Annotated in this window: 26 protein-coding genes and 1 tRNA gene; 9 read left to right on the top strand and 18 right to left on the bottom strand. The window is 26.0% G+C overall.

Annotated elements, in window-relative coordinates; all coding sequences use genetic code 11:
• Window positions 1-106: 106 nt before the first annotated feature.
• The 3 genes from ADFLV_RS06220 to ADFLV_RS06210 are packed head-to-tail and all read left to right on the top strand — an operon-like array spanning window position 107 to window position 1,327.
• Complete coding sequence (locus ADFLV_RS06220) at window positions 107-373, top strand: hypothetical protein (RefSeq protein WP_129011292.1); 267 nt, start codon at window positions 107-109, stop codon at window positions 371-373.
• The gene (locus tag ADFLV_RS06215) at window positions 366-728 is read left to right on the top strand and encodes a hypothetical protein (RefSeq protein WP_129011293.1); all 363 of its coding nucleotides are present in this window, start codon (window positions 366-368) and stop codon (window positions 726-728) included. Before ADFLV_RS06220 ends, ADFLV_RS06215 begins: the two co-directional genes overlap by 8 nt.
• Window positions 725-1,327, top strand: a complete 603-nt coding sequence (locus ADFLV_RS06210) for an ATPase (protein ID WP_129011294.1) — start codon at window positions 725-727, stop codon at window positions 1,325-1,327. Before ADFLV_RS06215 ends, ADFLV_RS06210 begins: the two co-directional genes overlap by 4 nt.
• On the opposite strand, the gene ADFLV_RS06205 is transcribed toward ADFLV_RS06210, so the two are convergent.
• The 6 genes from ADFLV_RS06205 to ADFLV_RS06180 form a co-directional block, all read right to left on the bottom strand.
• On the bottom strand, window positions 1,319-1,498 hold the full coding sequence (locus tag ADFLV_RS06205) for a hypothetical protein (protein ID WP_129011295.1): 180 nt from the start codon (window positions 1,496-1,498) through the stop codon (window positions 1,319-1,321). The genes ADFLV_RS06210 and ADFLV_RS06205 overlap by 9 nt on opposite strands.
• A gap of 611 nt (window positions 1,499-2,109) precedes the next feature.
• Entirely contained in the window at window positions 2,110-2,895 is a 786-nt protein-coding gene (locus tag ADFLV_RS06200; protein WP_129011296.1) for a SprT-like domain-containing protein, read from the bottom strand.
• Between the two features lie 476 nt (window positions 2,896-3,371).
• Window positions 3,372-3,447 (bottom strand) — tRNA-Glu (locus ADFLV_RS06195).
• A gap of 72 nt (window positions 3,448-3,519) precedes the next feature.
• Window positions 3,520-3,963: a hypothetical protein gene (locus ADFLV_RS06190; protein ID WP_014473984.1), complete on the bottom strand. Its 444-nt coding sequence runs from the start codon at window positions 3,961-3,963 to the stop codon at window positions 3,520-3,522.
• Between the two features lies 1 nt (window position 3,964).
• Window positions 3,965-7,210: a carbamoyl-phosphate synthase large subunit gene (carB, locus tag ADFLV_RS06185; protein ID WP_129011045.1), complete on the bottom strand. Its 3,246-nt coding sequence runs from the start codon at window positions 7,208-7,210 to the stop codon at window positions 3,965-3,967.
• Window positions 7,211-7,388: 178 nt separating this feature from the next.
• Complete coding sequence (locus ADFLV_RS06180) at window positions 7,389-8,072, bottom strand: HesA/MoeB/ThiF family protein (protein WP_129011046.1); 684 nt, start codon at window positions 8,070-8,072, stop codon at window positions 7,389-7,391.
• A gap of 142 nt (window positions 8,073-8,214) precedes the next feature.
• Between ADFLV_RS06180 and ADFLV_RS06175 the strand changes: the two genes are divergently transcribed.
• Entirely contained in the window at window positions 8,215-9,009 is a 795-nt protein-coding gene (locus tag ADFLV_RS06175) for a polysaccharide deacetylase family protein (RefSeq protein ID WP_014473981.1), read from the top strand.
• A 5-nt stretch (window positions 9,010-9,014) separates the two neighbouring features.
• Here the strand turns inward: ADFLV_RS06175 and xseB are convergent, their stop codons facing one another.
• Entirely contained in the window at window positions 9,015-9,203 is a 189-nt protein-coding gene (gene xseB, locus ADFLV_RS06170) for an exodeoxyribonuclease VII small subunit (protein WP_014473980.1), read from the bottom strand.
• Window positions 9,204-9,292: 89 nt separating this feature from the next.
• Here xseB and ADFLV_RS06165 point away from each other — a divergent pair, with 89 nt between their 5' ends.
• Window positions 9,293-10,897 (top strand): Na/Pi cotransporter family protein, encoded by a 1,605-nt coding sequence (locus ADFLV_RS06165; protein WP_014473979.1) that lies wholly within the window; start codon window positions 9,293-9,295, stop codon window positions 10,895-10,897.
• Window positions 10,898-10,903: 6 nt separating this feature from the next.
• Here the strand turns inward: ADFLV_RS06165 and metX are convergent, their stop codons facing one another.
• Both metX and ADFLV_RS06155 read right to left on the bottom strand, forming a co-directional pair.
• Window positions 10,904-12,010, bottom strand: coding sequence for a homoserine O-acetyltransferase MetX (metX, locus tag ADFLV_RS06160; RefSeq protein ID WP_014473978.1), 1,107 nt, complete (start codon window positions 12,008-12,010; stop codon window positions 10,904-10,906).
• A gap of 70 nt (window positions 12,011-12,080) precedes the next feature.
• Window positions 12,081-12,530: a protein tyrosine phosphatase family protein gene (locus ADFLV_RS06155; protein WP_129011047.1), complete on the bottom strand. Its 450-nt coding sequence runs from the start codon at window positions 12,528-12,530 to the stop codon at window positions 12,081-12,083.
• Between the two features lie 74 nt (window positions 12,531-12,604).
• Between ADFLV_RS06155 and ADFLV_RS06150 the strand changes: the two genes are divergently transcribed.
• From ADFLV_RS06150 to ADFLV_RS06135, 4 genes are read left to right on the top strand one after another with little or no spacing between them, the layout of a single operon-like run.
• Entirely contained in the window at window positions 12,605-13,102 is a 498-nt protein-coding gene (locus tag ADFLV_RS06150) for a nucleoside 2-deoxyribosyltransferase (protein ID WP_129011048.1), read from the top strand.
• Window positions 13,099-14,133, top strand: coding sequence for a coproporphyrinogen III oxidase (locus ADFLV_RS06145; protein ID WP_129011049.1), 1,035 nt, complete (start codon window positions 13,099-13,101; stop codon window positions 14,131-14,133). The genes ADFLV_RS06150 and ADFLV_RS06145 overlap by 4 nt, the downstream gene beginning before the upstream one ends.
• 12 nt (window positions 14,134-14,145) lie before the next feature.
• Window positions 14,146-14,412 (top strand): hypothetical protein, encoded by a 267-nt coding sequence (locus ADFLV_RS06140; protein ID WP_129011050.1) that lies wholly within the window; start codon window positions 14,146-14,148, stop codon window positions 14,410-14,412.
• A 1-nt stretch (window position 14,413) separates the two neighbouring features.
• Window positions 14,414-15,508 carry a YeeE/YedE family protein gene (locus ADFLV_RS06135; RefSeq protein WP_129011051.1) on the top strand — a complete coding sequence of 365 codons (1,095 nt, stop codon included), beginning with the start codon at window positions 14,414-14,416 and terminating at the stop codon, window positions 15,506-15,508.
• A 57-nt stretch (window positions 15,509-15,565) separates the two neighbouring features.
• Here ADFLV_RS06135 and ftsZ read toward each other — a convergent pair whose 3' ends face one another.
• The 9 genes from ftsZ to ADFLV_RS06090 all read right to left on the bottom strand — a co-directional run bounded on the left by ftsZ (window position 15,566) and on the right by ADFLV_RS06090 (window position 25,862).
• Window positions 15,566-16,702, bottom strand: a complete 1,137-nt coding sequence (ftsZ, locus tag ADFLV_RS06130) for a cell division protein FtsZ (RefSeq protein ID WP_014473972.1) — start codon at window positions 16,700-16,702, stop codon at window positions 15,566-15,568.
• Window positions 16,702-18,090 carry a cell division protein FtsA gene (gene ftsA / locus ADFLV_RS06125; protein WP_014473971.1) on the bottom strand — a complete coding sequence of 463 codons (1,389 nt, stop codon included), beginning with the start codon at window positions 18,088-18,090 and terminating at the stop codon, window positions 16,702-16,704. Before ftsA ends, ftsZ begins: the two co-directional genes overlap by 1 nt.
• A gap of 3 nt (window positions 18,091-18,093) precedes the next feature.
• Window positions 18,094-19,557 carry a peptidylprolyl isomerase gene (locus tag ADFLV_RS06120; RefSeq protein ID WP_129011052.1) on the bottom strand — a complete coding sequence of 488 codons (1,464 nt, stop codon included), beginning with the start codon at window positions 19,555-19,557 and terminating at the stop codon, window positions 18,094-18,096.
• 58 nt (window positions 19,558-19,615) lie between these two features.
• Entirely contained in the window at window positions 19,616-21,943 is a 2,328-nt protein-coding gene (locus ADFLV_RS06115) for an AAA family ATPase (RefSeq protein ID WP_129011053.1), read from the bottom strand.
• A complete protein-coding gene (locus ADFLV_RS06110) occupies window positions 21,943-22,308 on the bottom strand; it encodes a hypothetical protein (RefSeq protein WP_129011054.1) in 366 nt (121 codons plus the stop codon). The genes ADFLV_RS06115 and ADFLV_RS06110 overlap by 1 nt, the downstream gene beginning before the upstream one ends.
• Complete coding sequence (arsC, locus tag ADFLV_RS06105; RefSeq protein WP_014473967.1) at window positions 22,305-22,655, bottom strand: arsenate reductase (glutaredoxin); 351 nt, start codon at window positions 22,653-22,655, stop codon at window positions 22,305-22,307. The genes ADFLV_RS06110 and arsC overlap by 4 nt, the downstream gene beginning before the upstream one ends.
• An 89-nt stretch (window positions 22,656-22,744) precedes the next feature.
• Window positions 22,745-23,656: a hypothetical protein gene (locus tag ADFLV_RS06100; protein WP_129011055.1), complete on the bottom strand. Its 912-nt coding sequence runs from the start codon at window positions 23,654-23,656 to the stop codon at window positions 22,745-22,747.
• Window positions 23,657-23,715: 59 nt separating this feature from the next.
• Window positions 23,716-25,371: a GMC family oxidoreductase gene (locus tag ADFLV_RS06095; protein WP_129011056.1), complete on the bottom strand. Its 1,656-nt coding sequence runs from the start codon at window positions 25,369-25,371 to the stop codon at window positions 23,716-23,718.
• Window positions 25,368-25,862 (bottom strand): gluconate 2-dehydrogenase subunit 3 family protein, encoded by a 495-nt coding sequence (locus tag ADFLV_RS06090; RefSeq protein ID WP_129011057.1) that lies wholly within the window; start codon window positions 25,860-25,862, stop codon window positions 25,368-25,370. The genes ADFLV_RS06095 and ADFLV_RS06090 overlap by 4 nt, the downstream gene beginning before the upstream one ends.
• Between the last annotated feature and the right edge of the window lie 13 nt (window positions 25,863-25,875).

The raw sequence follows: 25,875 nt of genomic DNA, 5'->3' as shown, positions 1-25,875 counted from the left end.
TAATACATTTTTAAAACTTTAGAACAATTAAAAAAATAAAATTGATTTAAGATTAGATAATTTATAATTCATTTAAATAGTTTATAATTTAATAAAAAGGAAAGGTATGCAAATAAAAAAAAGTGATGAGATAGTCAAAATTGAAGAAGCTTTAAAAAAAGCAAAACAAAAACAAAAAGAAGCTTTAAAAAAAGCAAATATAGAATTTACTGAAAACATTTTAGTAAAATTAAGCACAGATGATAATTTTAAAATTGAATTTAAATCTATTTTAGAAAAATACAATTTAATTAACTGCATTAATATATTAGAAAATAATTATGATGCATTCAAAATAAATCAAAAACAAATAAAAGAGAAAGAAAATGAATAAATTAAATTTAGATTATGTACCTAAAGAAGTTTTTAAGTATAAAGAATATTTAGATTTTATGGAAAGTAAAAAAGTAAGGAAGGGGAAAGATACAACTTATACATTACTAGATTTTGTTACAGAAGAACAAAGAGAAATTGATAAAAAAGAAAAAAGTATAATTAACAATTTAACTTCTTATGACCCAACACCAAAAGAGATTCAAGAACATTTTAATTTTGTAACAAAAACATTCAATTATTTAAAAGAAAAATATCCTAATGATGAATATTTAATATCTTTAGAAAATGAAGAAAATATGCAAATTATAAAATGTTCTTTTGATTGGTATAAAAAATATGGAATAGAGAAATGAAAGTTATTTTAATATTAGGAGTTAATGGAAGTGGGAAAAGTACATTTTATAGAAATAATCTAAAAGAGCATTTTGAAAAAGAAAATATTTTTTACATAAATGCAGATGAGATAAAACAACAACTTGTAAAAGATGGAATTGAAAATAACCAAGCAAAAATAAAATCAGGACAAATTGCAATTAGTCAAATGGGAAAATATATAAAAGAAAAGAAAAATTTTGCATTTGAAACAACTTTTACTGATGATGGAGCAATGGGAAGTATTGCAATTATGAAAGAACTAAAAAAACAAAACTATGAAATTGAAGGATATTTTATTCATTCAAAAGATGTAAATTTAAATATTGCAAGAGTAGAAGATAGGTTCAGAAAAGGAACTGGACATTTTGTTCCAGCAAATATAATAAAACATAGATATGAACTCTGTGTAAATAATGTAAAAGAATATTCAAATTTATTTAATAAATTAGAATATATTGATAATACGAATTTAGATTTTAAAAAATCAAATGAAAGAAATTTATTTGGAGTAAAAGAAAAAAAACTCTTCTCTCCAAAAGAGAAAATGAAAAATACAGATTTAGATATTTCAAGATAAACTTGAAGTATCTTTCTTCTTAATTATTCTATAAATCTTATTTGAAATATTATAAATAAACTTAGTAAATTCCCATAAAATTTTTAAGATTACTATAAATAATGTAATAAACATTATAATAGTTTTTACTGATTCAATTAAAGCAATTTGAGATTCTTTTTCTATATTCATTTTTTAATTTCCTTATAAAAATATTTTTCATTTTTGAAGATTTTGAGGGTTTGTCTTTTCTTCTTTTTTTTAATTTTTAAGAAGATTAAAAAACTTATCTCTTTTTCTTTAAAAACAAATCTTTTTCACTTTCGTTAGTTCATCGGGCTTTTTATTAAGTGTATCAGATATGTTTTTTCTTGGTTGGAGCTTAAAATTTTTTGAAAGGAGGGATAACGGAACAAAGTGAGTATATGCTCATTTAAAAAATTTTCAGAGTAAAGTAAGAAAATAACATATCACACTTAAATTTTATAAAAAGCTGAACTAACAAAGTTCATTTAAAAAGATTTAAAGAAAAGAGAATAAATAAGTTTTTCTTCTGTTGCATAGCAAAAAATTAAAAAGTTAAAAGAAGTCATTATATTTAAAATAGATAGTTCCAATTTTAATTGGACCAACTATTTTAATCAATTTACTTTACACATGAACTTATAAATTTAATCTATCTCTGATAGATCATATATTTATAAGTTCAATAAAGTATTACTCTGTAATTGTTTGTAGTAAAAATAAAAAGTTAAAAAATCTTACTTTTATGCAGCACTTCTTGTGCAGCATAAAAGACTATATTAAGTAACTATAAAAAAATCAATATTGCAAGAATTACATTTAATAGATAAATTAGGTTTTCCCCAAACAGAAGAACTACATTGTGGACACATATATTTAGTTTTTTGTTTTATTTCATTAAGAGCTCTAACTTCTTCAACTGGTAAGATGTCTTTTATTATCTCTCCAACTGTTGTATATAAATTTTCTAAAATTTTATCATCATCTAAACTATCTATAACATCTTGTAGCTCTTCTTCATCTAGTTCTTGATAATCTTCTTGAGAAAAAGGTGTTTTAACTGTTATTTCATTAGGAAACCTATCAAACCACTTAACATATAGTCCATCTTTAAATATTTTAATACATAACTTTTCAAATTTACCTCCTCTTTCAGGGTAATCATTCATCTTTTGTCCAGTTTTTTTACCTCCAGCTCTTCCTGTATCACTTGGAATTAATCCAATACTTTCCATTTTATTAGCCCACTCTTGGTTATGATAAGTTTTTCTTGATGGAGTACCAAATTCAAACTGCCAAAGATGACACATTTCATGAACTACTGTTTGAAAAATTTCTATAAAATTACAACTTCCAAAATATGCTGGATTTAAAGCTAATTCATGATTTTTCTTACCTTTATCATTTATCCATCTATCAGGACTAAAATATCCCATAACTTGTTTTTTTCTTTGTACTGTTATTAAACAATTAGGTAATGTATTATCAAACAGTTCTCTATTAAAAATATTATAGATTTCTTGTAAATCTTTATAAAATTCTAAAGTAGGTATTTTTTCATTCATATATTTAATCTTTTATATTTAATTTCTTAAATTATATCGTACGATACAAATAAATAAATTAAAATAATCTATTAAATAAAAAAACTACTACAACTGTAGTGTTACTTCTTTTTTGTATTAAAGTATTAATACTATGTATTTGTAGGAATACAAAAATCTATAGATACCAAATAAACATATTATTTTTGGCATACCATTAATTTTATAATTAATGGGGATAAATTAAAAAATTGAGTAGGTATTAATTTTATAATTAAGGGGAATTAGTTTGTACATTTGGTGGGTATTAATTATAAAATTAATGGTTAATTTTAAAATTAATAGTAATTTTATTTATAATTCAAAAGCTACTTTATTTTTAGCAAAATATTTATTTTTCTATTTTATAAGGACACCTAAAAAGACACCTTTTTTATAAAAATGAAAAGTATAAAATCATTTCTTCAAATAAAAGCCTATTTTATGGGCTTTTTAAATGGCGACCCCAGCAAGATTCGAACTTGCGTGTTCTGGAGGAAATCCAGACGTCCTTGGCCACTAGACGACAGGGTCAAAAAATGAAGATTGAAATTATAATTTAGTTTGAGTTTATTTTTGCTTAAAAGTAACTATTAAATAATGATTTTATCGTAATTTTTTATATGATTTTTTAGCTAGTTTTATAATTGTTGAAGCTTTAGTTTCATAAAAACCTCTATTATCCTCTACTATTACTTCTGTATTGAGTATAGCAAAATTTTTATCAAAATTTTTACCAGTTTTATTTGCTGATGTTGAATATAAAACACCAAATTTATGTATAAAATCGTAAAATTTAGAACTTTTTTCTACAACACGAAATGACATACCATTAGGATAAATAAATGTTGTTTTTTTGCTATTTCTAACTTTTTTTCTAAAATTCTTCGGAATTCTAGTATTTTTATTTAATGTTGAAAAAGAATCTACTGTATTTAAAATTTTTTTGGTAATTGGTCTTTGTTTTAAAGAAGAAAGCTTCTCATCACTTGATGATGAGAAACCTACTGTTGTATCTGTTTGAACTAAATAAATCAGATTCTGATTCATTTTAATCGTTTAAAAATTCTTGAATTGATTTTGGTGTTGAAACATCATTTGTTTTTAAAACTTTTATTGCTTCAACAGCTGCATTCGCAGCAGCTACAGTTGTAAAATATGGTACATTCATTCTTAAAACTGCCCTTCTAATCTCTTTTCCATCATCTTTCGATGATTCCTTAGCTTCACTTGTATTAATAGCCATTGCTATATCACCATTTGTAAGTAAATCTGTAATATTTGGTCTACCTTCACTTACTTTTAATACATTTTCGCAAGCTATCCCTGATTCAGCAATAATTTTATAAGTTCCACCAGTTGCAACTATTGTAAATCCATTTTCAGTTAAACCTTTTGCGATACTTGGAGCAAACTCTTTATCTAAATCACATAATGAAATAAATACTTTCCCTTCTTTTGGAAGATTATTTTTTGCTGCACTTTGAGATTTTGCAAATGCCATACCAAAGTTATCTGAGATTCCCATAACTTCACCTGTTGATTTCATTTCAGGGCTTAAAAGTAAATCAGCACCATTTAATTTATTAAATGGGAAAACAGCTTCTTTAACTGCAACATGATTTTTTAATTTTGGTTTTAAAACATTATTATCTTCAAATACAATTTTTTTATCATAAACAGAAAGCGCATCCCTTAAAGTTTCACCCCACATAACTCTTGTTGCAACTTTTGCTAGTGGCATTCCTGTTGCTTTAGATACAAATGGAACTGTTCTTGAAGCTCTTGGATTTACTTCAATTAAGTAAATTTGTCCTTTATGAATTGCGTATTGAGTATTCATAAGTCCCACCACACCAAGACCTAAAGCCATCTCTTTTGTTTTAGTCTCTAATTCTTTGATTAATTCATCACTAATAGAAACAGGAGGTAATGAACAAGCAGAGTCACCTGAGTGAATACCAGCTTCTTCAATATGTTGCATAATCCCACCAATATAAACTTCTTTTCCATCACTTATGCAATCAACATCAAGTTCAATTGCTCTATCAAGGAATTTATCAATTAATACTGGTGCATCATTTGAAACAGAAACTGCTTCATCCATATATTGTTTTAATTCATCAGTTGAATAAACAATTCTCATACCTCTTCCACCAAGTACAAATGAAGGACGAACTAGAACAGGATATCCGATTTTTTCAGCAATTTCTATTGCTTCAGTTACTTCAACGGCCGTTCCATTATCAGGTTGTAATAATCCAATATTTTCAACAAATGCTGAGAATTTTTTTCTATCTTCTGCTAAATCAATAACTTCAGCAGTTGTTCCGATGATTTTTGCTCCTGCTTTTGTTAAAGCATTTGCAAGTTTTAATGGAGTTTGCCCACCAAAGTGTACTATAACACCATCTGGATTTTCTTTCTCAACAACACTTCGTACATGTTCAAAATCAATTGGTTCAAAATATAAAATATCAGATGTATCATAATCTGTTGAAACTGTTTCTGGGTTACAGTTATACATTATAGTTTTTACACCCATTTCATTTAAAGCAAATGAAGCGTGAACACAACAATAGTCAAATTCAATACCTTGACCAATTCTATTTGGTCCACCACCAATAATCATAACTTTTTTATCAGTTGATTCAGTTTTATCTATTTTTGGAAGTTTTGTTACGTTTGTAGTTGAGTATAAATATGGTGTTAAAGCTTTAAACTCAGCAGCACAAGTATCAACTTCATTGTACTCAAAATCAACATCTAAAGATTTTCTAGCAGTATAAATATCTTCTTCTGATTTACCAATCAATTTACCAATCATTTTATCACTAAATCCATTAGATTTGATTTTTCTCATAAAATCTGCATTTATTAAAATTGATGAATCAATAGATTTTTCTAAATCATGAATTTCTCTAAATTTAGTTAAGAACCAAGGATCAATTTTTGATAATTCAAAGATGTCTTCATTTGATAAACCTTGTCTCATACCTTCCATTAGGTATAAAAGTCTTTTATCATTTGGTCTTCGAATCTCTTTTTTGATGAAATCTAAATCTTTATCTAAAATTCTATCAAATCCAATAAGTCCAGTTTCCATTGAACAAAGTGCTTTTTGAATTGATTCATTAAAAGTTCTACCAATTGCCATAACTTCACCAACAGATTTCATAGAAGTTGTTAAAGTTGAATCAGCTTTAGGGAATTTTTCAAAAGTAAATCTAGGAATTTTTGTAACAATATAATCAATTACAGGTTCAAATGAAGCTGCTGTTCCAGTTATATCGTTCGTAATTTCATCAAGTGTAAATCCAACAGCTAAAAGTGTTGCAACTTTTGCAATAGGATAACCTGTTGCTTTTGATGCAAGTGCAGAAGATCTCGAAACCCTTGGATTCATCTCAATTACAATCATTCTTCCTGTTTTTGGATCAATTGAAAATTGTACATTTGAACCACCTGTATCAACACCTATTTCTCTTAAAATTGCAAAAGATGCATTTCTCATATCTTGATACTCTTTATCTGTAAGAGTAAGAGCAGGTGCAATAGTAATAGAATCTCCTGTATGAACACCCATTGGGTCTAAGTTTTCAATAGAACATACAATAATACAGTTATCTTTATTATCTCTGATAACTTCCATTTCATATTCTTTCCATCCAAGCATAGATTCCATAATTTCGATTTCACTAATAGGACTTGCTTCTAATCCAGATGCTGCTAATTTTTTAAACTCTTCCATATTATATGCAACACCTGAACCTCCACCAGCAAGGGTAAAAGAAGCTCTTGAAATTACTGGAAATCCAATCTCTTTTGCAACTTTAATTGCTTCTTCAAGATTATAAGCATTAGCACTTTTAGGTAAATCCATACCAATTTTTTTCATAGCTTCATTAAAAAGATGTCTATCTTCACCTTTTTTAATAGAATCAGGATGAGCACCTAAAAACTTAACACCTTCTAACATTCCCTTTTCGTACATTGAAGTTGCAACATTAAGTGCTGTTTGTCCACCCATGGTTGGTAAAATAGCATCAATATTTTCTCTTTCAATAATTTTTGCAACAACTTCTTCTGTAATTGGTTCAATATATGTTTTGTCAGCGAACTCAGGATCAGTCATAATAGTAGCTGGATTTGAATTTATTAAAACAACTCTGTATCCTAGTTCTTTTAGCGTTTTAGTAGCTTGAGTACCTGAATAATCAAATTCACACGCTTGACCAATAACAATTGGTCCAGAACCAATAAGTAAAATAGACTTTATATCTTCTCTTTTTGGCATAAAAAATTCCCCATATTTATTTTATAAAATTTGGATAGTGTATCGAAAAGGGGCTTAAGATTCGGTTATGTATTACAATTTTGTAGTTACAAGTTTTATATATAATATAAGAAATTATTTTTATATTATATATTAAAACTTGAACTTTTAAATAACAAATAATTAAGCTTATAAATTTTTAAGCAGAAGGAAGATTAAATTTTTTTGTATCTAAAATACCTTCATTATCAAATGATAGATAATATAAAACATCTTTTTTTACTTCTAAACCAGCTAAATATCTTAAAGCCAAATTTGCTTGAAGGGAACCAATATGCATAACAATTGGACAAGCTATTCCATTTGGTTTTCTATCATTTATTTGAAAAACTGCTTCATACGAAGCTTTTTCAAAAAAACAAACTTGACCATGAAATTCTTCAACACTCCCATAAATCCAAGGTTGATTATGTTCTATACAATATTTATTTATTGCAGCTCTTGTTGGAAGATTATCTGTTGCATCAATAATCAAATCAAAAGTTAAATCTCTTTTTGTAAATTCATCAAAAGTTTCCTTATAAGCATTTACTTTAACATAAGGACATCTTGATTCTATAAGTTCTTTTAAAACATCTGCTTTATATTTTCCATCATCACCAACTTTAAAACCTATTTGTCGATGAATATTATGAACTCCAACAGTATCAAAATCTACAAATGTAAACTCTCCAATTCCAGATGCTCCAAGCGCAATCCCTAAAGTACATCCTAATCCTCCACTTCCAATAATTGCTATTTTTTTATTTTGTAAAGAATTTTGAACTTCTTCTCCCCAAAGTTTTATTTGTCTATTAAAATATTCATTAAATTCATTTTGCATTCTTTATTCCTTACTATATTACATAAGATTATTATTTTTATATTGTTTTATAATAATAGCAAATTATAATTAAATTACTATGACTAAAATCAAGTATTAATAATCTATAATTGTGTAATGAAAAATCAATAAAAGGTAACAAATGAAAAAATCTTCTATTTTTTTAACTCTATGTCTTTTAGCTTTAAGTGCTAATTCGGCTTCTATTAATTCTTCAAATGATTATGAAAAATTAAAACAGTCCATAGAAAAAAAATATCAGAATAAAAACCCTAAACAATGGGGAGAAAATGTAACAGGAGTTAAAACAAAGTTAAAAACAAAAGATAAAGTAATTGCACTTACAATGGATGCTTGCGGAACAGAAAGTGGAATGGGTTATGATAATCATCTAATAGCTTATTTAGAAAAGGAAAAAATCCCTGCTACTTTATTTATAAATGGAAGATGGATAGATAGAAATATGGAAAATTTTAAGCATTTAGCTTCAAATCCACTATTTGAAATAGGAAATCATGGATATTTACATAAACCAGCTTCTGTAAATGGAAAATCTATTTATGGCATCAGTGGAACAGCTAATATTTCAGAACTTGTTGATGAGATTGAATTAAATGCAAGAAAGATTGAAGAACTAACAAATAAAAGACCAAAATATTTCCGTTCAGGAACTGCATATTATGATGAAATTGCTGTAAAAATTGCAAATAATTTAAAACAAGAAGTTATAGGATTTTCAGTTTTAGGTGATGCAGGAGCAACTTATAGTGCAAAGCAAATTGAAGAAGCTTTTGCAAATGTAAAAGGTGGAGAAATTGGAATAATTCATTTTAATCATCCTGAATCTCATACAAGAGAAGGAATTATTAGAGTTATTGAAAAATTAAAAGAAAAAGGTTTCAAATTTGTAAAATTATCTGATTATTCTTTAAAATAATCAGATTAATTTTTATTTTCAACAGAGAAGATAAGCTTAGCTTCATCAAGAAGCTTTTGAGCTTCTTCTAGTTCTTTTATTCCTGTTTTATAAAGTTTTATAGAATCACTTAATGTAATTTGTGGATTTGATAATTTTTCTAAAAGTTCTTTTGCTTTTAAAACTTTTTCTTCAAAACTAATCTCTTCATTCATACAATATCCTCATTATTATTTATATAAGAGTCTATTATATCTATAATTAATAAAAAAATATGTAAACTAAAAAAAACATTGGTGTTTACATGATAGATTTTTCAAAAATACTTGTTATTGTTACTCTACTAGGAGGGCTTGGTATATTTTTGATTGGTTTAATAATCATGACAAAAGGTTTACAATCACTTGCAGGTGATACATTGAGAAATGCCATGTTACACTTTACAAAAAGTCCTTATAGTGGTGCTTTAAGTGGTGCTATTATGACTACTTTATTACAATCTTCAAGTGCTACAACAGTTGCTGCTGTTGGTTTTGTAGGTGCTGGAATTATTAGTTTTTCCCAATCTTTAGGTATTATTTTTGGTGCAAATATAGGAAGTACTTTTACAGGTTGGTTAGTTGCTATCTTTGGATTTAAATTTAATCTTGAAACTTTTGTTTTACCTTTTATATTTTTAGGCGCAATTTTAAAACTTTTCGCAAAAGAAAATGTTGCTTCTGCTGGTTTTACACTAGCTGGTTTTGGACTTATTTTTGTAGGTATTAGCACAATGCAAGAAGCTGTTTCAGGATTTGAAAATATCTTAACTCCTGATCTTTTACCTAATGATTCTTTTGGAGGAAGACTTTTACTAATTGCTATTGGTATTGGTATTACTATGATTACTCAAGCTTCTAGTGCTGGAATTGCTATGACTTTAACTCTACTTTATGGTGGTGCAGTAAATTTTGAACAAGCTTTAGCTTTAATTATTGGTATGGATGTAGGTACAACTGTTACAGCTGCAATGGCGACAATTGGAGCAAATATCAATGCAAAAAGGACAGGATTTTCTCATGTAATATATAACTTTATTAGTGCTATATTTGCTTTTTTGTTTATTACACCTTTTATTTCAATTCTAAATTATATAAAACCCGAATTTATTTTAGAAAATGCTCAAATTGCTGTAGTTGTATTTCATAGTTCATACAATATTATAAGTGTATTACTTATTCTACCATTTACAAATATTTTTGCAAATTTCATAAAAAAATTAATAAAAGAAAATTCAAATAATTCTATTAACAATTTAAATGAAGAATTTTTAAAAGAACCCAAACTTGCATTAAATGCCACACTACAAAGTATCATTAAAGAGTATATTACTATTTTAAAACATATAGAATTCATATTAAATAAAGAATCAAAATATCAAAGAATGGATATAAAAGAAGTTCAAAATATATTAAATATTACTCATAAATTTTTAGACAAAATTCATATTAAACAAAAAGACAGTCCTGATTGGGCTTATTTAGTTGATTTAATTCATGCAATAGACCATCTTCAAAGATTACATGAAAGATGTGAAGAGGAAGAAGATAGAATTATTTGTGCAAAAAATATAATTGAACTAAAAGATATATTAAATCAATTTCATACAAATATTTTAAGTACCATTTTAGTTCAAAAAACAAATAATTGGAACCAACTAATAAAAAATAGTGAAGAATTAACTAAAGATATTGAAAAGATAAGACAACAATACAGAGAAGATATTGCAAATAAAATCGCAACAGGCGAACTTGATGTGCCAGATGGTTCTGATAGATTAGAAGCTATTAGATGGATAAATAGAGTAAGTATTCATATTTATCGTATAAACTATTATATTCATAAAGCTATACTTTCATCTGGGAAATAATAAAAACTATTTATCTTTTAAAATTTCTTTCACATAATTTTCAAATTTTTCAACTTCAACTAAAAAAGAATCATGTCCTGATTGGCTTTGTATCAATTTATATGTTACTTGTTTTTCATGTCCAAGTTTTATCATAATATCTCGTATTTCTTCCATTTCTTCTGGAAAAAATAACATATCATCACTAAATGCAATCAAATGCAAATTTGATTGAATCTTATCAAACGAATCTTCAAGTTTATCTTTGTTTCTTCCTGCATCAAAAATATTCATTGTTTTACAAGTATACAAATATGAAAGTGGATCAAAATACTTTGGAAAACTATATGCGTTATATTCCAAATATTTTTCTACTTCAAATCTTCCAAAAAGTTCATATAATCCATCAGTTGCAGAATATTCTCTTCCAAATTTATTATTAAATAAAGTTGGACTTAAATAACAGATTAATCCTGCCATTCTTCCAATAGCAAGACCAGGAAGTCCTAAAGCTTTTAAATCATCTTTAGTATAATTTCCATTTTTAAAAATTGGGTCATGTCGTAAAGCTTCCATTCCAATTTTATTAAAAGCTATAGCCCAAGGTCTTGTATATGCAGTTGTTGCCATTGCAATAATTTCTTTTGCAAAATTTGGATATTCAATAGCATAACAAAGTGCCTGCATTCCACCTAAACTTCCACCAACAACTGCAACAGCATTAGAAATTCCTAGTTTTTTATATAGTTTCATTTGAGCTTTTACAATATCTGATATTGTAATAACTGGAAATTTTAATCTATACTCTTTTTTTGTTGAAGGGTCAATACTCATAGGACTTGTTGAACCATAAGAACTTCCTATATTATTTGAACAAATTACAAAATATTTTGTTGTATCAATAGCCTTTCCATCACCTATAAATTTATCCCACCAACCAGGTTTTACTTCATCTGCATAACGCCCAGCTGCATGATGACTTAAAGATAATGGATGACAAATAACAATAACATTTGATTTATCTTCATTTAGTTCACCATATGTTTCATATATGATTTCAAAAGATTCTAATAATCTTCCACTTTCTAAATATAAAGGTTCATTAAATTTTTCTACTTTTGTCTCTATTTTCAAAATTAATCCCAACTGTAAAGTTTTTAAGCCTGATAGTCTAGCTAAACTATCATAAGAAAGTTATTTAGTCTTATGCCTTGTACAAATCATCCAAACTTATTTTCATAAGTTCTTGCCAAGTTTTATCTGGATTCCAAATATTAAATATTGACAAATCAATCTCTTCAAATGGAGTTTTTAAAATATATTTATGATAAACATACATAAATGCACTAACTCTATAATTTTTAGCACAATGCACCCAAACTTTATTTGCTCCAAGGGCTTGCATAGTATTTAAAAAAAGTTTTAAATCACTTGGCTTTGGATTTTCAAAATCTACAGGAATATGAAAATAACTCATTCCAAGATTTGTCACTACTTTATCTTCATTTTCAATAGCATTAGAAGCATCACATAAAGCTAGATTAATAACTACTTCAAAACCTTCATCTTTTATCAAATCAAACTCTTCAATTTTTGGCTGACCAGAAGTTGAAATAAGTTCATTAATTTTGATGTAATTCAAAATATTTTTCATATTCGCTCCTTTGCTTTTTTATCATTGTAAGATTTTCTTTCTTATTCATAAGTAAATTTATATATAATTAGCCCATGAAAAAGATATATATAGCAGGATTTGATGTTTTTGAAAGTAATTCCATAGAGATTGGTAAAAAGTATGTACAACTTAGTAAAAACTATGGTTTTGAAGGTTTATATCCACTTGATAATATCGTAGATTTCAATCAAGAAAAAAGAAAAATTGCACAAGATATTTTTAAAGCTAATGTAAACTTGATAAATCAATGTGATATTGTTATTGCAAATTTAAACTCATTTAGAGGAAAAGAAGTAGATAGTGGAACAGTTTGGGAATGTGGTTATGCAACTGCATTAGGGAAAAAAGTATATGGTTATATGAAAAAAGAGCAAAATTATATAGATAGTTTTTCAAAAGATGAAAAAAAAGTTATAGATAATGTAACTTATGATTTAGAAAATAGAGTTATTGAGGATTTTGATTATTCTATAAATTTAATGATTGCTTGTAGTATACAAAAGATGATATTTGGAGATTTTGAAGATTGTTTAAAGGAGATTTGTAAATGAGTTTGATATTTGCTAAATCACAAGATGCTAAAAAAGCTTATGAATTAGTTAGAAGTTTACAAACAAGATTTGTAGAAAAACTAAATGATTTAAGTGAAAAATTTGGAGAAGATAAAAAATTTGAAGAAGTTATTTGGCTAAGAAATGGTGGAACTTTTGGTGGTGGAAGTAGATTTGAAGCAAGAGATGAAATATTTTTTAATAGAGCTAGTGTAAATGTATCGCAAGTTCATTATGAAGATGATTCAACAAAAAGTTTAGATAGTGCAACAGCTATTTCAACCATAATTCATCCAAAAAATCCAAACTTACCATCTATTCATATTCATATTAGTTTAACTATTTTAAAAGATGGGAACTCTTATTGGCGAATTATGGCTGATTTAAATCCAAGTATTGAAAATATTGAAGATAAAAAAGTTTTTGAAAAAGCTATAAAAGAGGCTTCTAAAGAGACTTTTGAAGAAGGAGTAAAACAAGGTGAAAAATACTTTTTTATTCCAGCATTAAATAGACACAGAGGAATTTCTCATTTTTATTTAGAAAATTATAAAACTCAAGATAAAGAAAAAGATTTTGCATTTGCTTTAAATTTTGGTGAAATTATTATAGATAGATATATTTTGATTTTAAAAAATGCTTTTTTAAATAGACAAACATTTAGTGTTCAAGATATTAAAAAACAACTTGATTATCACACGTTATATCTATTTCAAGTTTTAACTTTAGATAGAGGAACAACTTCTGGACTTTTAGTACATAATGAAAATGATATTGGAATTATGGGCTCACTTCCAAAATTTGTAAATAAAAAACTTTTAGAATCTTGGATAGAAAAAGTTCCAAATCCACAAGATAAACTTTTATTAGAAATTACTAAAACTATAAATGACAATGGCTTAATAGATGAAAATACAAAAAAAGAATTAGCACAAGTTGTAAGAAATCATTACCAAAAATACCCTGATTCATTGATATATCAGGCAAGTGGAAATACTATACCAACAACAGTTAATAATCATACTAAATAAAAGGAATAGAAAATGAATAAAATTAATGAATTAGAAAAAATTTTAAAAAGTGATGTTTTAATAGAAGTAGATACTGAACTAAAAGCATTAGAGAAATTAATTTCAAAAGATAAAGATGATAAAGATTTAAAAATTGAATTAGATTATATATTGGATGTAAAAAAATTTTATGATGAAGTTTTACTTCATATTGAAAAAAAACTTTTAACAGAAGAAGAAGCTATAAATATCCTTAAAGATTTAGAGGATATGAAAGCAGAAGATGAGGACGAGGTATAAAATGTTTGAATTAGAAACTTATCAAATAGTTAATATTTTAGGATTAATAATAGGAATCTTTTTTGGAATAATTGCCCAAAAAAATCAATTTTGTTTTAGTGGTTCAATAAAAGATTATATTTTAATAAAATCTACAAAAAGAGGTGCTTCTGTTATTATGGCAATGATTGTTGCAATTATTTCAACAACAATTATCTCTAAGTATTTTGAATTAGATTTAACACAAACAAATTATTTTAAAAGTAATATAAACTATTTTGCAATAATTTTAGGTGGACTGTTATTTGGTAGTGGAATGATGATTGCTGATGGTTGTAGTAGTAGAAGTTTAATTAAATATGCACAAGGTGATACAAATGCATTAATTACTCTAATTTTTATAGCTATTTTTGCATATGCAACAACTAAAGGACTTTTATTTGATATATTTAATCCATTTATTAATAATGAATTTTTAATAAATATTTCTTCGTATATTACGAATACTCAAATGAACATATATATAGTTTTAGCTATTTTATTTGTTATTCTTTTTTATACAGTAAATAAAAGAATAAAAAGAGTATTTACTTTAATAGATGGAATTTTAATAGGATTACTTGTAAGTGCTGCTTGGTTTGTAAGTGGTTATATCGGTCAAGAAAGTATGGAAAGAAGTATAGAACTAACAGGAATAAGTTTTGTCTATCCAACAGCAAAAACTTTAGAATTGTTTACATATTATCAAGTAAATGAAGTAATATTTAGCATTTGTATGGTTATTGGTGTTTTAGTAGGAACTTTTACTATGTCATTTTTTAATAAAAAATATAGTTTTGGATGTACTGCAAATAAAAATATCAATAAAGTAAAATATAATATGATTGGTGGAGCATTGATGGGGACAGGTGGAATTATGGCTATTGGATGTACAGTAGGACAAGGATTGTCTGGTCTTTCAACATTAGCTTTTGCGTCTGCTATTGCAATTATTTCAATATTTATTTCTGCATTAATAACTGCAAAAATTCTAAATAAATATAATAAGCTTCCTATGTGTTTTATCTTTGAATGGGATGATGAAAATAAAAATAAACCTGTTGATTTTCAGATTTAAAAAAGAAAAAAAAGGAGTTTAAACTTTAAAATTTAAACCCCTTTTTTTAATATAATATTAATTTAATTGATATTGAACAATATAATCTCTCATTAAAGGTGGAATATCTAAATAATTTTCACTATCAGCAATAACTGCACTTTGATTACTATTTTCTTCTATTCCCTCTGCTGTTTCTTCAACTTCTTCATTTCTTGATTCAAAACCTGTTGCAACAATAGTGATTTTTACTTCATCTTTTTCTAAAGTACTATCAGAAGTTGTACCAAAAATAATCTCTGCATTTGAATCCATTCTTTCATTTATAGTTCCCATAACATCATTTATTGCAAATAATGAAACTTGTGGATGAATATTAAAATGAATTAAAATTCCTTTTGCACCATTTAATGAAACTTTATCAAGTAATGGAGAATCAATAGCATCTTCTAAAGCTCTTTGAGCAGCATTTTCACCTTTTGCTCGCCCTATTCCCATTAAAGCCATACCTTTGTGTTGCATAATAGTTTTAACATCTGCAAAGTCTGTATTAATATCTGAATTTCCAGGATTTAAAATCACTTCAGACATACCATTTACAGCTTGATATAAAATATTATCAATTATTTTAAAAGCATCTTTCATACCTACATTTTCATCAATAATTTCTAATAATCTATCATTTGGAACAATAATGATTGAATCACTTACTTTTTTTAGTTCTTCAAGTCCAAGATTTGCTAATCCTGCTCTTTTTTTACCTTCCCAAGTAAATGGTTTTGTTACAACAGAAACAGTTAATGCACCTATTTCTTTAGCAGCTTTTGCAATAATTGCAGCAGCTCCTGTTCCAGTACCTCCACCAAGTCCAGCAGCAATAAATACAATATCAGCACCTTTTAAAGAACCTTTTATCTCTTCATAACTTTCAACTGCTGAATCTCGTCCAACTTCTGGTTTCATACCAGCACCTAAACCCTTAGTAAGTTTTAGTCCTAGTTGGATTTTTTTTGGAGCTTTTGAAATATGAAGCACTTGTAAATCAGTATTTGCTGCAATTAAATCAATTTTATGAGAACCTTCATTTATCATGTGGTTAATCATATTACAACCACCACCACCAACTCCAATAACAGCAATTTTTGCTACATTATCAGATAAAACTTTACTTGGCATATCTACTTTTATATCATCAACTCTAAATAAATTTTCCATTAAAACCACTCCGATACTTTACTCCAGAACTTAGAAACACCTTTTTTCTTATCTTTTATTAGAGGTGTTAAAATCGCTCCATTGTCTTTAATTTGAATATGTTCTTTATTATTTGTTTCCATTGTAGGTTTTTCAGAAGGAATTGCATTTGAAACAGAAATTTTAGGCTCAACAACTCTATCTTTTCTCAAAGGTTTAATTAGTTTTTTACTTGAATCTAATTGATAACTTCTATTTGTTCCTAAAGCATAAAATAACAATCCAACAATTGTAGCCATATTAGCTTCATCAAAACTCATAAATCCATTTTTAATATTTTTAGGATTTGAAACACTTATTGGTATACCTTCAAAAATCTTTTCAGTTAATTTTTTGATTCCATCAAGATAACTCATTCCTCCTGTTATTACAATTCCAGAACCTGTATTATCTAATAAACCACTTTTTTTAAGTTTATTTTTTACTAAAACCAAATCTTCTTCAACACGAGCATGAATAATTGTTTGAATATAATCTAATGCAACTTCTGAGATACTCTCTTCATCACCAATTCTAGGAATTTTTACTTTTGTAACACCTAATTCATTATTTGGAGAATAATTTCTAATAAGTGATCCATATTCTAATTTTATCTTTTCAGCAGCTGTTGGAGGAGTATGTAACATAACAGATAAATCATTTGTAATATGATTTGAACCAACAGGAATAAATCCATTAAAAATTATAGAATTACCTTTAAAATAGACAAATTCTGTTGTTGTTGAACCTAGATTTATAACTATTGCACCAAACTTTTTTTGTTGATCATCTAAAACTGCAAGTGCTGCTGCATATGAATCTAAAACAAATTTAACTACTTCTATTCCAGAAATTTTCAATGCTGATTTTATATTAGTTAAAGCTGTTCTTTTAGCTGTTACAATATAAACAGAAACTTCAAGTCTACTTCCGTTCATATTTAAAGGATTATCAACTTCAACAGAATCATCAACTTTAAAAAATATTGGAACAACATGAACAACTTCATATTCTGGAACAATTGTAGCATTGTATAATGCCATTTGCATAACTTGATTTATTTCAGTTTCTGTTATAAGTCCATTTGGAACATTAACTGAACCACTACTTCTAATACTTTTTGAATAACTTCCAGAAATAGATACAACTGTTGTATCAACTAATTCTGTTGTAGTTCTTTTTGCAATAGAAACCGCATCTTTTATAGCTTTTGAAGCTTCTTCAATATTAATAATTAAACCTTTATTAATACCATTACTTTTTTGAATTCCTGTACCTAATATATTTATATTATTTTCTAAATCATGTTTTGCAATAACTGCGGTTATTGTTGATGAACCTATGTCAATTGCTAAAAAAGTATTATTCAATTATTACTCCTTTTCTTGGATTGAAGATTGAATAGTAAAAGTATTTTCTAATTTTTTCATTAGGTTTAACATTAATTCCTCTTCTTGAAGTTGGATTATTGTTCCTTTTACAACGTCATCTTTTGTTTTATTATAATCAGCCATTTTTGAATTATTAATTCTAAAAAGAACTATTTTATTATCTAATTTTACAATTCCTTCTTTTGTAGTTGCAGAAAATAATTGATTTAAAAATTTAGCTGCTTCTTGTTGTTCTAAACCAGGAATTTTTGTAATTGATTCTCTTGTAATACCTGAAATCTCTTCACCTTTAAAATCTTTTAGTGTTGAATTTGCAATTTCTTCTAATTTTTTTGATTTTAATACTTTTTCAAAATCAGTTTTTACTTGAACTAAAGCTTGTTCGAAAGTCAAGGTAATTGAAGGATTTTTCTTAACTACTTTTACAATATAATATTTATTATTTTCAAAAAATGGTTTTACAATTTCTAAATCTTTTGATTCTTCAATTTTTAAATTATTTTCTGATGAATAAGGAAGTTGAGTTTGTACAAAATTTTGAGTAAGATCAAATTTATCTTCATCTTTTTTAAGTTTTAAATATATTTTTAAAGCTTCTGTTTTTGTAAATTTTTCATCTAAATCTTTAATTATTTGTTCTCTTGCTTCTTCTAAAGACTTAATTTTTCCATCTTCATGTTTATAATCAATTTTAAATTTTTCATAATGAGTTTTAATTTCATCTTCTGTTGGATTAGCAGAAGCTAAAGGTATCTCTTTTATTTGTAAATCATATGAAACTTCTGACATATAAGAATTTTTATTTTCTTCCCAGTATTTTTTTAGTTCATCATCTTTTAAATCAACTGAGATATCATTTATTGACAAAATTTTAAAACTAATGTCATCTTCTAAAAAAAGTAATTTACTAATATTTTCAATTTCATTTGAAGTAGGATTTATTTCAAATAATTTTTGAACTTTTTGTAATAATAGACCTCTTTTTAAAGATTCTTCAAAATCTTTTGGTGTCATTCTATTTTGAGCTAAAACTCTTATATAAGTCTCTTTATCAAATTTACCATCTTTTGTGAAAGCTTGATATTTTAGTAACTCTTTAGCAATTTCTTCATTTGTAACATCTAAACCTAAAGAATCTCCATAAGACATAATTAGATTTTTTTGTAAAGCTTGTCTTAAAGCTACATCTTTTAATTTTAGTTGTTCAGCTAATTCTTTGTTAAACATTGTTCCGAACATTCTTGAATATTGATCATAAAGATTTGAATACTCTTGTTGATACTCTTCAACAGAAATTTCTCTATCACCAACAACTGCTACTACTCCGCCTTGTTTTCCATACTCGTAAGAACCCCAACCAACAAATCCAGCTCCAACGAATGCAATTGTACTTATCCAAATAGTAATTACTAGCCACTTCTTGTGTCTTTGCATCCACGTTATCATAAAATATAATCCTCTTAAAAATTTTAGAGATAATACAAAAAAGTTGCTTTTATGTTCGTTAAACGCTTATCATTTCTATATTAGAAGAGTCAATATTTAGCTCTTTTTTACTTAATAAATCATTTATAACTGATTCTCTAATAGTGATTTCAAGTTTTTTACAAGCACTTTTAAAAGCTTCTTCTTCTCCTACAATAAAGCACATCTTTTTTGCTCTTGTAATTGCAGTGTATAAAAGCTTAGTATTATGCATGATATAGTGAGAAAAACTCATAGGAATTAAAGCATTATCATATTCCATACCTTGAGTTTTATGAATAGTTAAACAATAAGCTAAAGATAATAGATGATGTACATTTTCAAAATCATAAAATACAACCATATCATCATTTGGATATAAAACAATACATTTTTCTTCATCAAAATCAAGCTTTATTATAAGTCCTAATTGACCGTTATAAACTCTTCTTTCTAAAAAATCAGTTGAAGCATTTTTATACATACTCATTGTTTGAGCTCGCATATTTTCATTTTTTATATGAATAACTTTATCTGTTAATTTATATTCATAAATTTTTGATACAAAAGCTTTTCCTTTTGTATGATTAAAAAGTTTTTGAAGTTGAATATTTAAATTATCAACACCTAAAATCCCACCTTTCATAGGAGTAATTACTTGAAAAAGTGTCAAAGCTTTTGATATTTTTTTCTTTTTTATAAAATCATAATAATCTTGTATATAAGTTGAAGAAATATTTAAAATATTATTTAAAATATATTCACTATTTTCACCTCTTAAATCAGCAAATTCATTTGTAGAAACTGAATTTTTTCTTGAATAATAATTTGAAATAGAAACATCAATAAATTTAAAATCTTCATACTCTTGTTTATAATCAGGTAATTCACCTTTTCTTATATCATTTGCAATTACAGCTATTGCTTGATTTTCATTTTGTCTATAAATTTTAGTTAGCTTGCAAATTGGAGCTAATTCATATTTTATAGCATCAGCTAATACATTACCAGCACCAATTGCTGGTAATTGTCCATCATCTCCAACAATAATAAAAATTGTATCATCATCAATTTTTGAAACAATTTGATAAAAAGTTACAGAATTTACCATAGAAGCTTCATCAAGTAAAATAGCTTTATATGGAAAAAAATCTTTCTCTTTATGTTTTACAAGTAAACTTTGTATTGTTGAAGAATTATAACCAGTTGTATCACTTATTCTTTGAGATGCTATTCCACTAAGTGCAATAGTCATAATATCATCATAACTCATAATTTCTTCAAGAAGTTCTAGTATTGCTCTACTTGAAGTTGATTTTCCAGTTCCAGCATAACCTATCAAAAAAAGTGTTTTATCACCATTATTTATAAGTTCAACTGCTTTTTTCTGCTCTTCACTTAAATCAAATCCTAAAGTCTGCTGTTTTTTTACTAAATATTCATCAAAGTTTGCGATAATTTTTCTGTTTTTTTCATTTTTTCGTCTACTAAAAAAATCTAAAATTCTTTTTTCAGCATAATAAAGCATTGAAAGAGCAAGCCTATTTTCACTTGTAACAAAAATATTTTCTTCAACTAACATTTTTGATATTGCCTGTTCGTATAACATTTCTTCATTTGAAAATCTCAAACTTTCATCTAAAAGTTTGTACAAATGAAATTTATCTATTGAAGAATTTCCATTGTTATCACAATATTCTCTTAAAGTATAGTTTAAACAAGCCATTATTCTAAACTCTGATTTGGGGTCAATTCCTAAAGATTTTGCTATTTCATCAGCTCTTTTAAATCCAATTCCTTTTATGTTTATTAAAATATATGGATTTTCTTTGATTTTATCTATAAGATTTTCAACTTCTCCTAAACTTGAATATATTTTTGTAATAAGATTTGAAGTAACTCCAAACTTTGCCAAAAAAGAACCTAATTCACGTAAATGCTTAAATTTTTGCCAAGAAGAAACAATAGTTTCAAGTTTTTTATCTTTTATTCCTTTGAAATCTAAAAGTTCATTTGACCTTTCATTTAATATCTCAACTAATTCATCTTCTGAATATTTTTCCAAAAGTTCATGAGCAAATTTTTTTCCAACACCTTTTACAATTTTTGTAAGAAAAAAAAACATTTCTGCTTCTTTAAGTTCTAAAGTATCAAATTCAAATTGAACTCCATATTTTTTATGAGTAATCCAATTTCCTTTTAATATAACTTCTTCACCTACAATTTTTTCAATATCCGTATCAAAATATGCACCACAAATTTTTTGATTATTTTCTAAAACAGCAATTATGTATTTTGTTTCGTCATTTTTATAAAGAACTTTTTTTATAATTCCAGATAATTTAAAACTTTTATACTCTTCTTGCATTAATATCCATCATTAAATTTATGTTTTTTATGTTTATCTTTTTTATAATTACTTTTATTTTTTTCTTTTTGAAGAAGATTTGCATCTTTTAACAAGTTTGCTCTTTCTTCCTCAAAAGTTTCACTATGATTTTGTGTATAATTTACTGTTTTTAAGATAAATACTTTTAAATTTGTATAATATTCTGAATATAATTCAACTTCTTGAGTTTTTTTCATATCTTCGTAATTTTTTTTAGTTCTTTGTTTAAATAATTCTTTATCAAAGTTTTCTATTTTTAATAATGAAATAGTTCTTGTAAAAAATTTTTCTAAAACTCTTATATATTTGATTCGTTGTTGTTTTTCATTTATTTCAAAAGTCATTTAAGTAATTCTTCTAATTTTTCAATAGGTCTTGCTATTACAGCTTTATCGCCTTTTATAATAATTGGCCTTTCTATTAAAATTGGATGTTCAACCATAATTTCAATCAATTGTTCTTCATCAATTACATTTTTAAGATTTAACTCTTTATAAATATCTTCACCAGTTCTAAGAAGCTCACTAGCTTTCATATTTAATTTTTTTAGTACATCTTTTAATTGCTCTTTTGAAGGTGATGTTTCTAGATATTTTACAATATTAGCATTTATACCTTTTTCTTCTAAAAGTGTCATTGCATTTCTTGATTTTGAACATTTTGGATTATGCCAGATTTGGATATTTTGCATATAATAAACCTTATTTTTCTAATAAAGTTTATTATATCTAAAAGTTTTTTATAGAAGATAAAATATTACAAAGTGTAATGTTTCAAGTTTTAAAATGTTGCACCTAAAGTTAAAATAGGTCCTTTATATTGGAATTTATATCCATTTATATCATCTTCAAAATCTAATGTTCTATTTTTATATCCTGCACTTAAAATCAGTGCATCATTATTTAGTAATTTATAACCTAGATTTACATAATACTCATAAACATAATCTATATTATGATTTTTTCCATATGAAACTCCATATTCAACTTGCAGCTTATCATCTTCATTTTTCATATGAAATTCTAAAGTAGGAAACTCTTCAGTATTTGATAATACAACATTGTATTTTATAACTTTCCAATCTAAATCAAATTTGTTATAAGCTATACCTAAATTTGCATTTTTAAAATTATATAAATAATATAGTTTATTCCATTTTGTTGTCGTTTCTAAATCAGACCCAATTAAAAGTACATTATTAAAATATGCTTTTGAATCCATAAAATCAGCTTTTAATATATGATTTTTATATTTAAAAGATATTTCTGGAATAACTTCATTTGTTTCATCCAAAACACTAACTTTATTAGTACCATAAATATCTGTTTTCAAAAAAGAATATGTTAATTTTGGTGTTATTGAAAAATCTTTACTAAAATTACTTTGAGAAACTTTTTTTTCATCTTTTAAAATATTATCTTTTTTGTATTCTCTTACAAACTCATTATTTATTGGTTTTGATAGTTCTTGTTTTTCTTCAATTATTTCATCTTTAAATGTTTGAATATTATCATTTTTATTTATATTTTCAATTTTTTCATATTCATTGTTTCCAGCAGTGTTAATTTCAGTTTTTTTATTTATAAAATTGTATTCAACTTTTTTTTCTTGTGATAAATTACTTAAAGGAACATAATCATCACTTGCAAAAAGATATAAAACTAAACTTGAAATTATTATTATTTTTTTCACAAAAAAACTCCTCATTTTTTAAACAGCAGATAATATCAAACTTTATTTTAAAAAATTATTTAAACTATTATCTTATTATAATTATTTTTTATGTATTCTGCAACTCTAAATGAATTGGCATAAATAGTAAATGTATAAGGAACACTTCCACCTGTTGGCATAAAACTTCCATCTGTAACAAATAGATTTGAAACTTCATGAGCTTGACAATATTTATTTAAAACTGAAGTTTTGGGATTATCTCCAAATCTACAACCACCAGCTTGTAAATTGGAAGATGGAAGTGCTGATATATCTGAAACTATATTTTTACCACCCATTTTTTCAAAAACTTTAAGTGCTTTTTCTTTTATAAAATTTGCAATTTTCAAATCTCTTTCATGAGCGCCAATTCTTATATTTGCAACAGGAATGCCATATTTATCTTTATATTTTTCATCAACACTTATAAAAGCATTATCATTTGGTGTCCAATCAAGAAAAATTTCCATATTTAAAGTTCTAGTTTTTGTAAAGGTTTCAAATATAGTATTTTGTAACTCTTCTCCTATTCTTAAATCTCCATTTTCATCCCATCGTAAACTTGATGCTCTTCGTATAGGATTTTGATGTTCAAAAAGTACATCAATAACTCCTCCTTTGAACTCTTTTGTATAATACCAATCCATAATTGACCTATTTACAAAAAGTCCAGAAGCATGTAAATCTTTTAAAGGAAGATGTGTTTCATCAAAAGTAGCACTAATTATTCCACCACTACTTGAAAGGAAATTTTTACCTACATTTCCACTATTATTTGCAACTCCATTGGGGAAATTTTCATCTTTTGAGTTAAGTAATAATCTTGAAGTTTCAACAGCTTGAGCAGCAACTACAAAAAGTTTTGCTTCAAGCTCTTTTTTAGTTCCATTTTTTGTTAAATATGTAGCACTTTTTATCTTTTTATCTGTTGTTGTATTTAACTTTATAACAAAAGCATTTGGAATTATTTCTACATTATTTGTAAGAAGTGCATCTTTTATTAAACTTGCCCGTGAACTTCCTTTTGCTCCACTTGAACAAGCATATGAACCACAATAATTTGAGTAATAACAAGGATTTCTAAAATCTTTTTGTTTTGAAATAATTGCTCTTGGAGTTTTTATACAAGTATAATCCAAATCTTTACATACTTTATCTATCAAATCAACTATTTTATTTTCATTTAAAGGTGGATAAATAAAATCTTTTGTACTTCTTGGTTCTAAAAAAGCATATTCTTGAACCTTTCCAGAAACTCCAACAAGCTCTTCAACTTTTGTATAGTATGGTTCCAACTCTTCATAACTTATAGGCCAATCTACGATATTTGAATTTTTTGGGACTCCATAAATTGAAGCTAATTTAAAATCATTTGGTTTAAGTCTATGGAAATATCCACTCATAAAGTTTGAAGAACCTCCAAGAAGTGAGCCATTCCAAAAACTCCAACCACTTTCATAAGTTGGAAACTTAGTCCAAGAACCATCAATAAACTCTTCAATAGTATGATATTCTTCTTTTAAATTTGGTGTATAAATATCACGGCGTACTACAATTTCATCTTTTGAAAAATCTTTTTCATCGTAAATATCACCTTTTTCTAAAACACAAACTTTTAAACCAGCACGACTTAATTCATAGATTATTGGACCAGCACCTGCTCCACTTCCAATAACACAAACATCATATATCATATTTTTTGTCCGTAAGTCTTTAAAGGTCGTGGATAGCCAATATTATGTTTTACACTATTCCATCCAATTTGTTCAAAGTTTCCACCATAAATTGGGTCACTAAACATAGCTTCAACTCCATAATATGTAAGTTTTGAAATCCAAGATTTTGCATAAGAACTATTTTTTATAATTCTAAAAATCAACTCTTTTTTTTCATCTTCTTTCAAATTCAAAAATTCTGGAAAACTTTCAATAAAATCTTTTGTTCCATCAACAATCAAAACCTTGTCATCATCATCAAAAGTTTTATGTGAAATATTTTGAACTAAATAATTTAAAGCTTTAAATTCTCTTGCACTTGGCATTGTTGAAGTTTTTGGGAAGATTATATTCAGTATTTCATCTAAAATGATTAAATTATTTTTTGAAATAATTCTTGCAATTACTATATTTGAAGATAATAAAAGAGCCCAAGCAGTAGTAAATTTAATAAAAGTTCTTCTTTTCATAAAAAAAGTATAA

The sequence above is a fragment of the Arcobacter defluvii genome, assembly GCF_013201725.1.
GTDB classification, from domain to species: domain Bacteria; phylum Campylobacterota; class Campylobacteria; order Campylobacterales; family Arcobacteraceae; genus Aliarcobacter; species Aliarcobacter defluvii.
Note: the sequence above shows the minus strand (reverse complement) of the source record. Positions and strands in the feature narration are given on the sequence as shown.

Coding starts and splice junctions, on each gene's coding strand:
- ADFLV_RS06220 (WP_129011292.1), top strand. CDS start 107: ATGCAAATAAAAAAAAGTGATGAGATAGTCAAAATTGAAGAAGCTTTA.
- ADFLV_RS06215 (WP_129011293.1), top strand. CDS start 366: ATGAATAAATTAAATTTAGATTATGTACCTAAAGAAGTTTTTAAGTAT.
- ADFLV_RS06210 (WP_129011294.1), top strand. CDS start 725: ATGAAAGTTATTTTAATATTAGGAGTTAATGGAAGTGGGAAAAGTACA.
- ADFLV_RS06205 (WP_129011295.1), bottom strand. CDS start 1,498: ATGAATATAGAAAAAGAATCTCAAATTGCTTTAATTGAATCAGTAAAA.
- ADFLV_RS06200 (WP_129011296.1), bottom strand. CDS start 2,895: ATGAATGAAAAAATACCTACTTTAGAATTTTATAAAGATTTACAAGAA.
- ADFLV_RS06190 (WP_014473984.1), bottom strand. CDS start 3,963: ATGAATCAGAATCTGATTTATTTAGTTCAAACAGATACAACAGTAGGT.
- carB (WP_129011045.1), bottom strand. CDS start 7,210: ATGCCAAAAAGAGAAGATATAAAGTCTATTTTACTTATTGGTTCTGGA.
- ADFLV_RS06180 (WP_129011046.1), bottom strand. CDS start 8,072: ATGCAAAATGAATTTAATGAATATTTTAATAGACAAATAAAACTTTGG.
- ADFLV_RS06175 (WP_014473981.1), top strand. CDS start 8,215: ATGAAAAAATCTTCTATTTTTTTAACTCTATGTCTTTTAGCTTTAAGT.
- xseB (WP_014473980.1), bottom strand. CDS start 9,203: ATGAATGAAGAGATTAGTTTTGAAGAAAAAGTTTTAAAAGCAAAAGAA.
- ADFLV_RS06165 (WP_014473979.1), top strand. CDS start 9,293: ATGATAGATTTTTCAAAAATACTTGTTATTGTTACTCTACTAGGAGGG.
- ADFLV_RS06155 (WP_129011047.1), bottom strand. CDS start 12,530: ATGAAAAATATTTTGAATTACATCAAAATTAATGAACTTATTTCAACT.
- ADFLV_RS06150 (WP_129011048.1), top strand. CDS start 12,605: ATGAAAAAGATATATATAGCAGGATTTGATGTTTTTGAAAGTAATTCC.
- ADFLV_RS06145 (WP_129011049.1), top strand. CDS start 13,099: ATGAGTTTGATATTTGCTAAATCACAAGATGCTAAAAAAGCTTATGAA.
- ADFLV_RS06140 (WP_129011050.1), top strand. CDS start 14,146: ATGAATAAAATTAATGAATTAGAAAAAATTTTAAAAAGTGATGTTTTA.
- ADFLV_RS06135 (WP_129011051.1), top strand. CDS start 14,414: ATGTTTGAATTAGAAACTTATCAAATAGTTAATATTTTAGGATTAATA.
- ftsZ (WP_014473972.1), bottom strand. CDS start 16,702: ATGGAAAATTTATTTAGAGTTGATGATATAAAAGTAGATATGCCAAGT.
- ADFLV_RS06120 (WP_129011052.1), bottom strand. CDS start 19,557: ATGATAACGTGGATGCAAAGACACAAGAAGTGGCTAGTAATTACTATT.
- ADFLV_RS06115 (WP_129011053.1), bottom strand. CDS start 21,943: ATGCAAGAAGAGTATAAAAGTTTTAAATTATCTGGAATTATAAAAAAA.
- ADFLV_RS06110 (WP_129011054.1), bottom strand. CDS start 22,308: ATGACTTTTGAAATAAATGAAAAACAACAACGAATCAAATATATAAGA.
- arsC (WP_014473967.1), bottom strand. CDS start 22,655: ATGCAAAATATCCAAATCTGGCATAATCCAAAATGTTCAAAATCAAGA.
- ADFLV_RS06095 (WP_129011056.1), bottom strand. CDS start 25,371: ATGATATATGATGTTTGTGTTATTGGAAGTGGAGCAGGTGCTGGTCCA.
- ADFLV_RS06090 (WP_129011057.1), bottom strand. CDS start 25,862: ATGAAAAGAAGAACTTTTATTAAATTTACTACTGCTTGGGCTCTTTTA.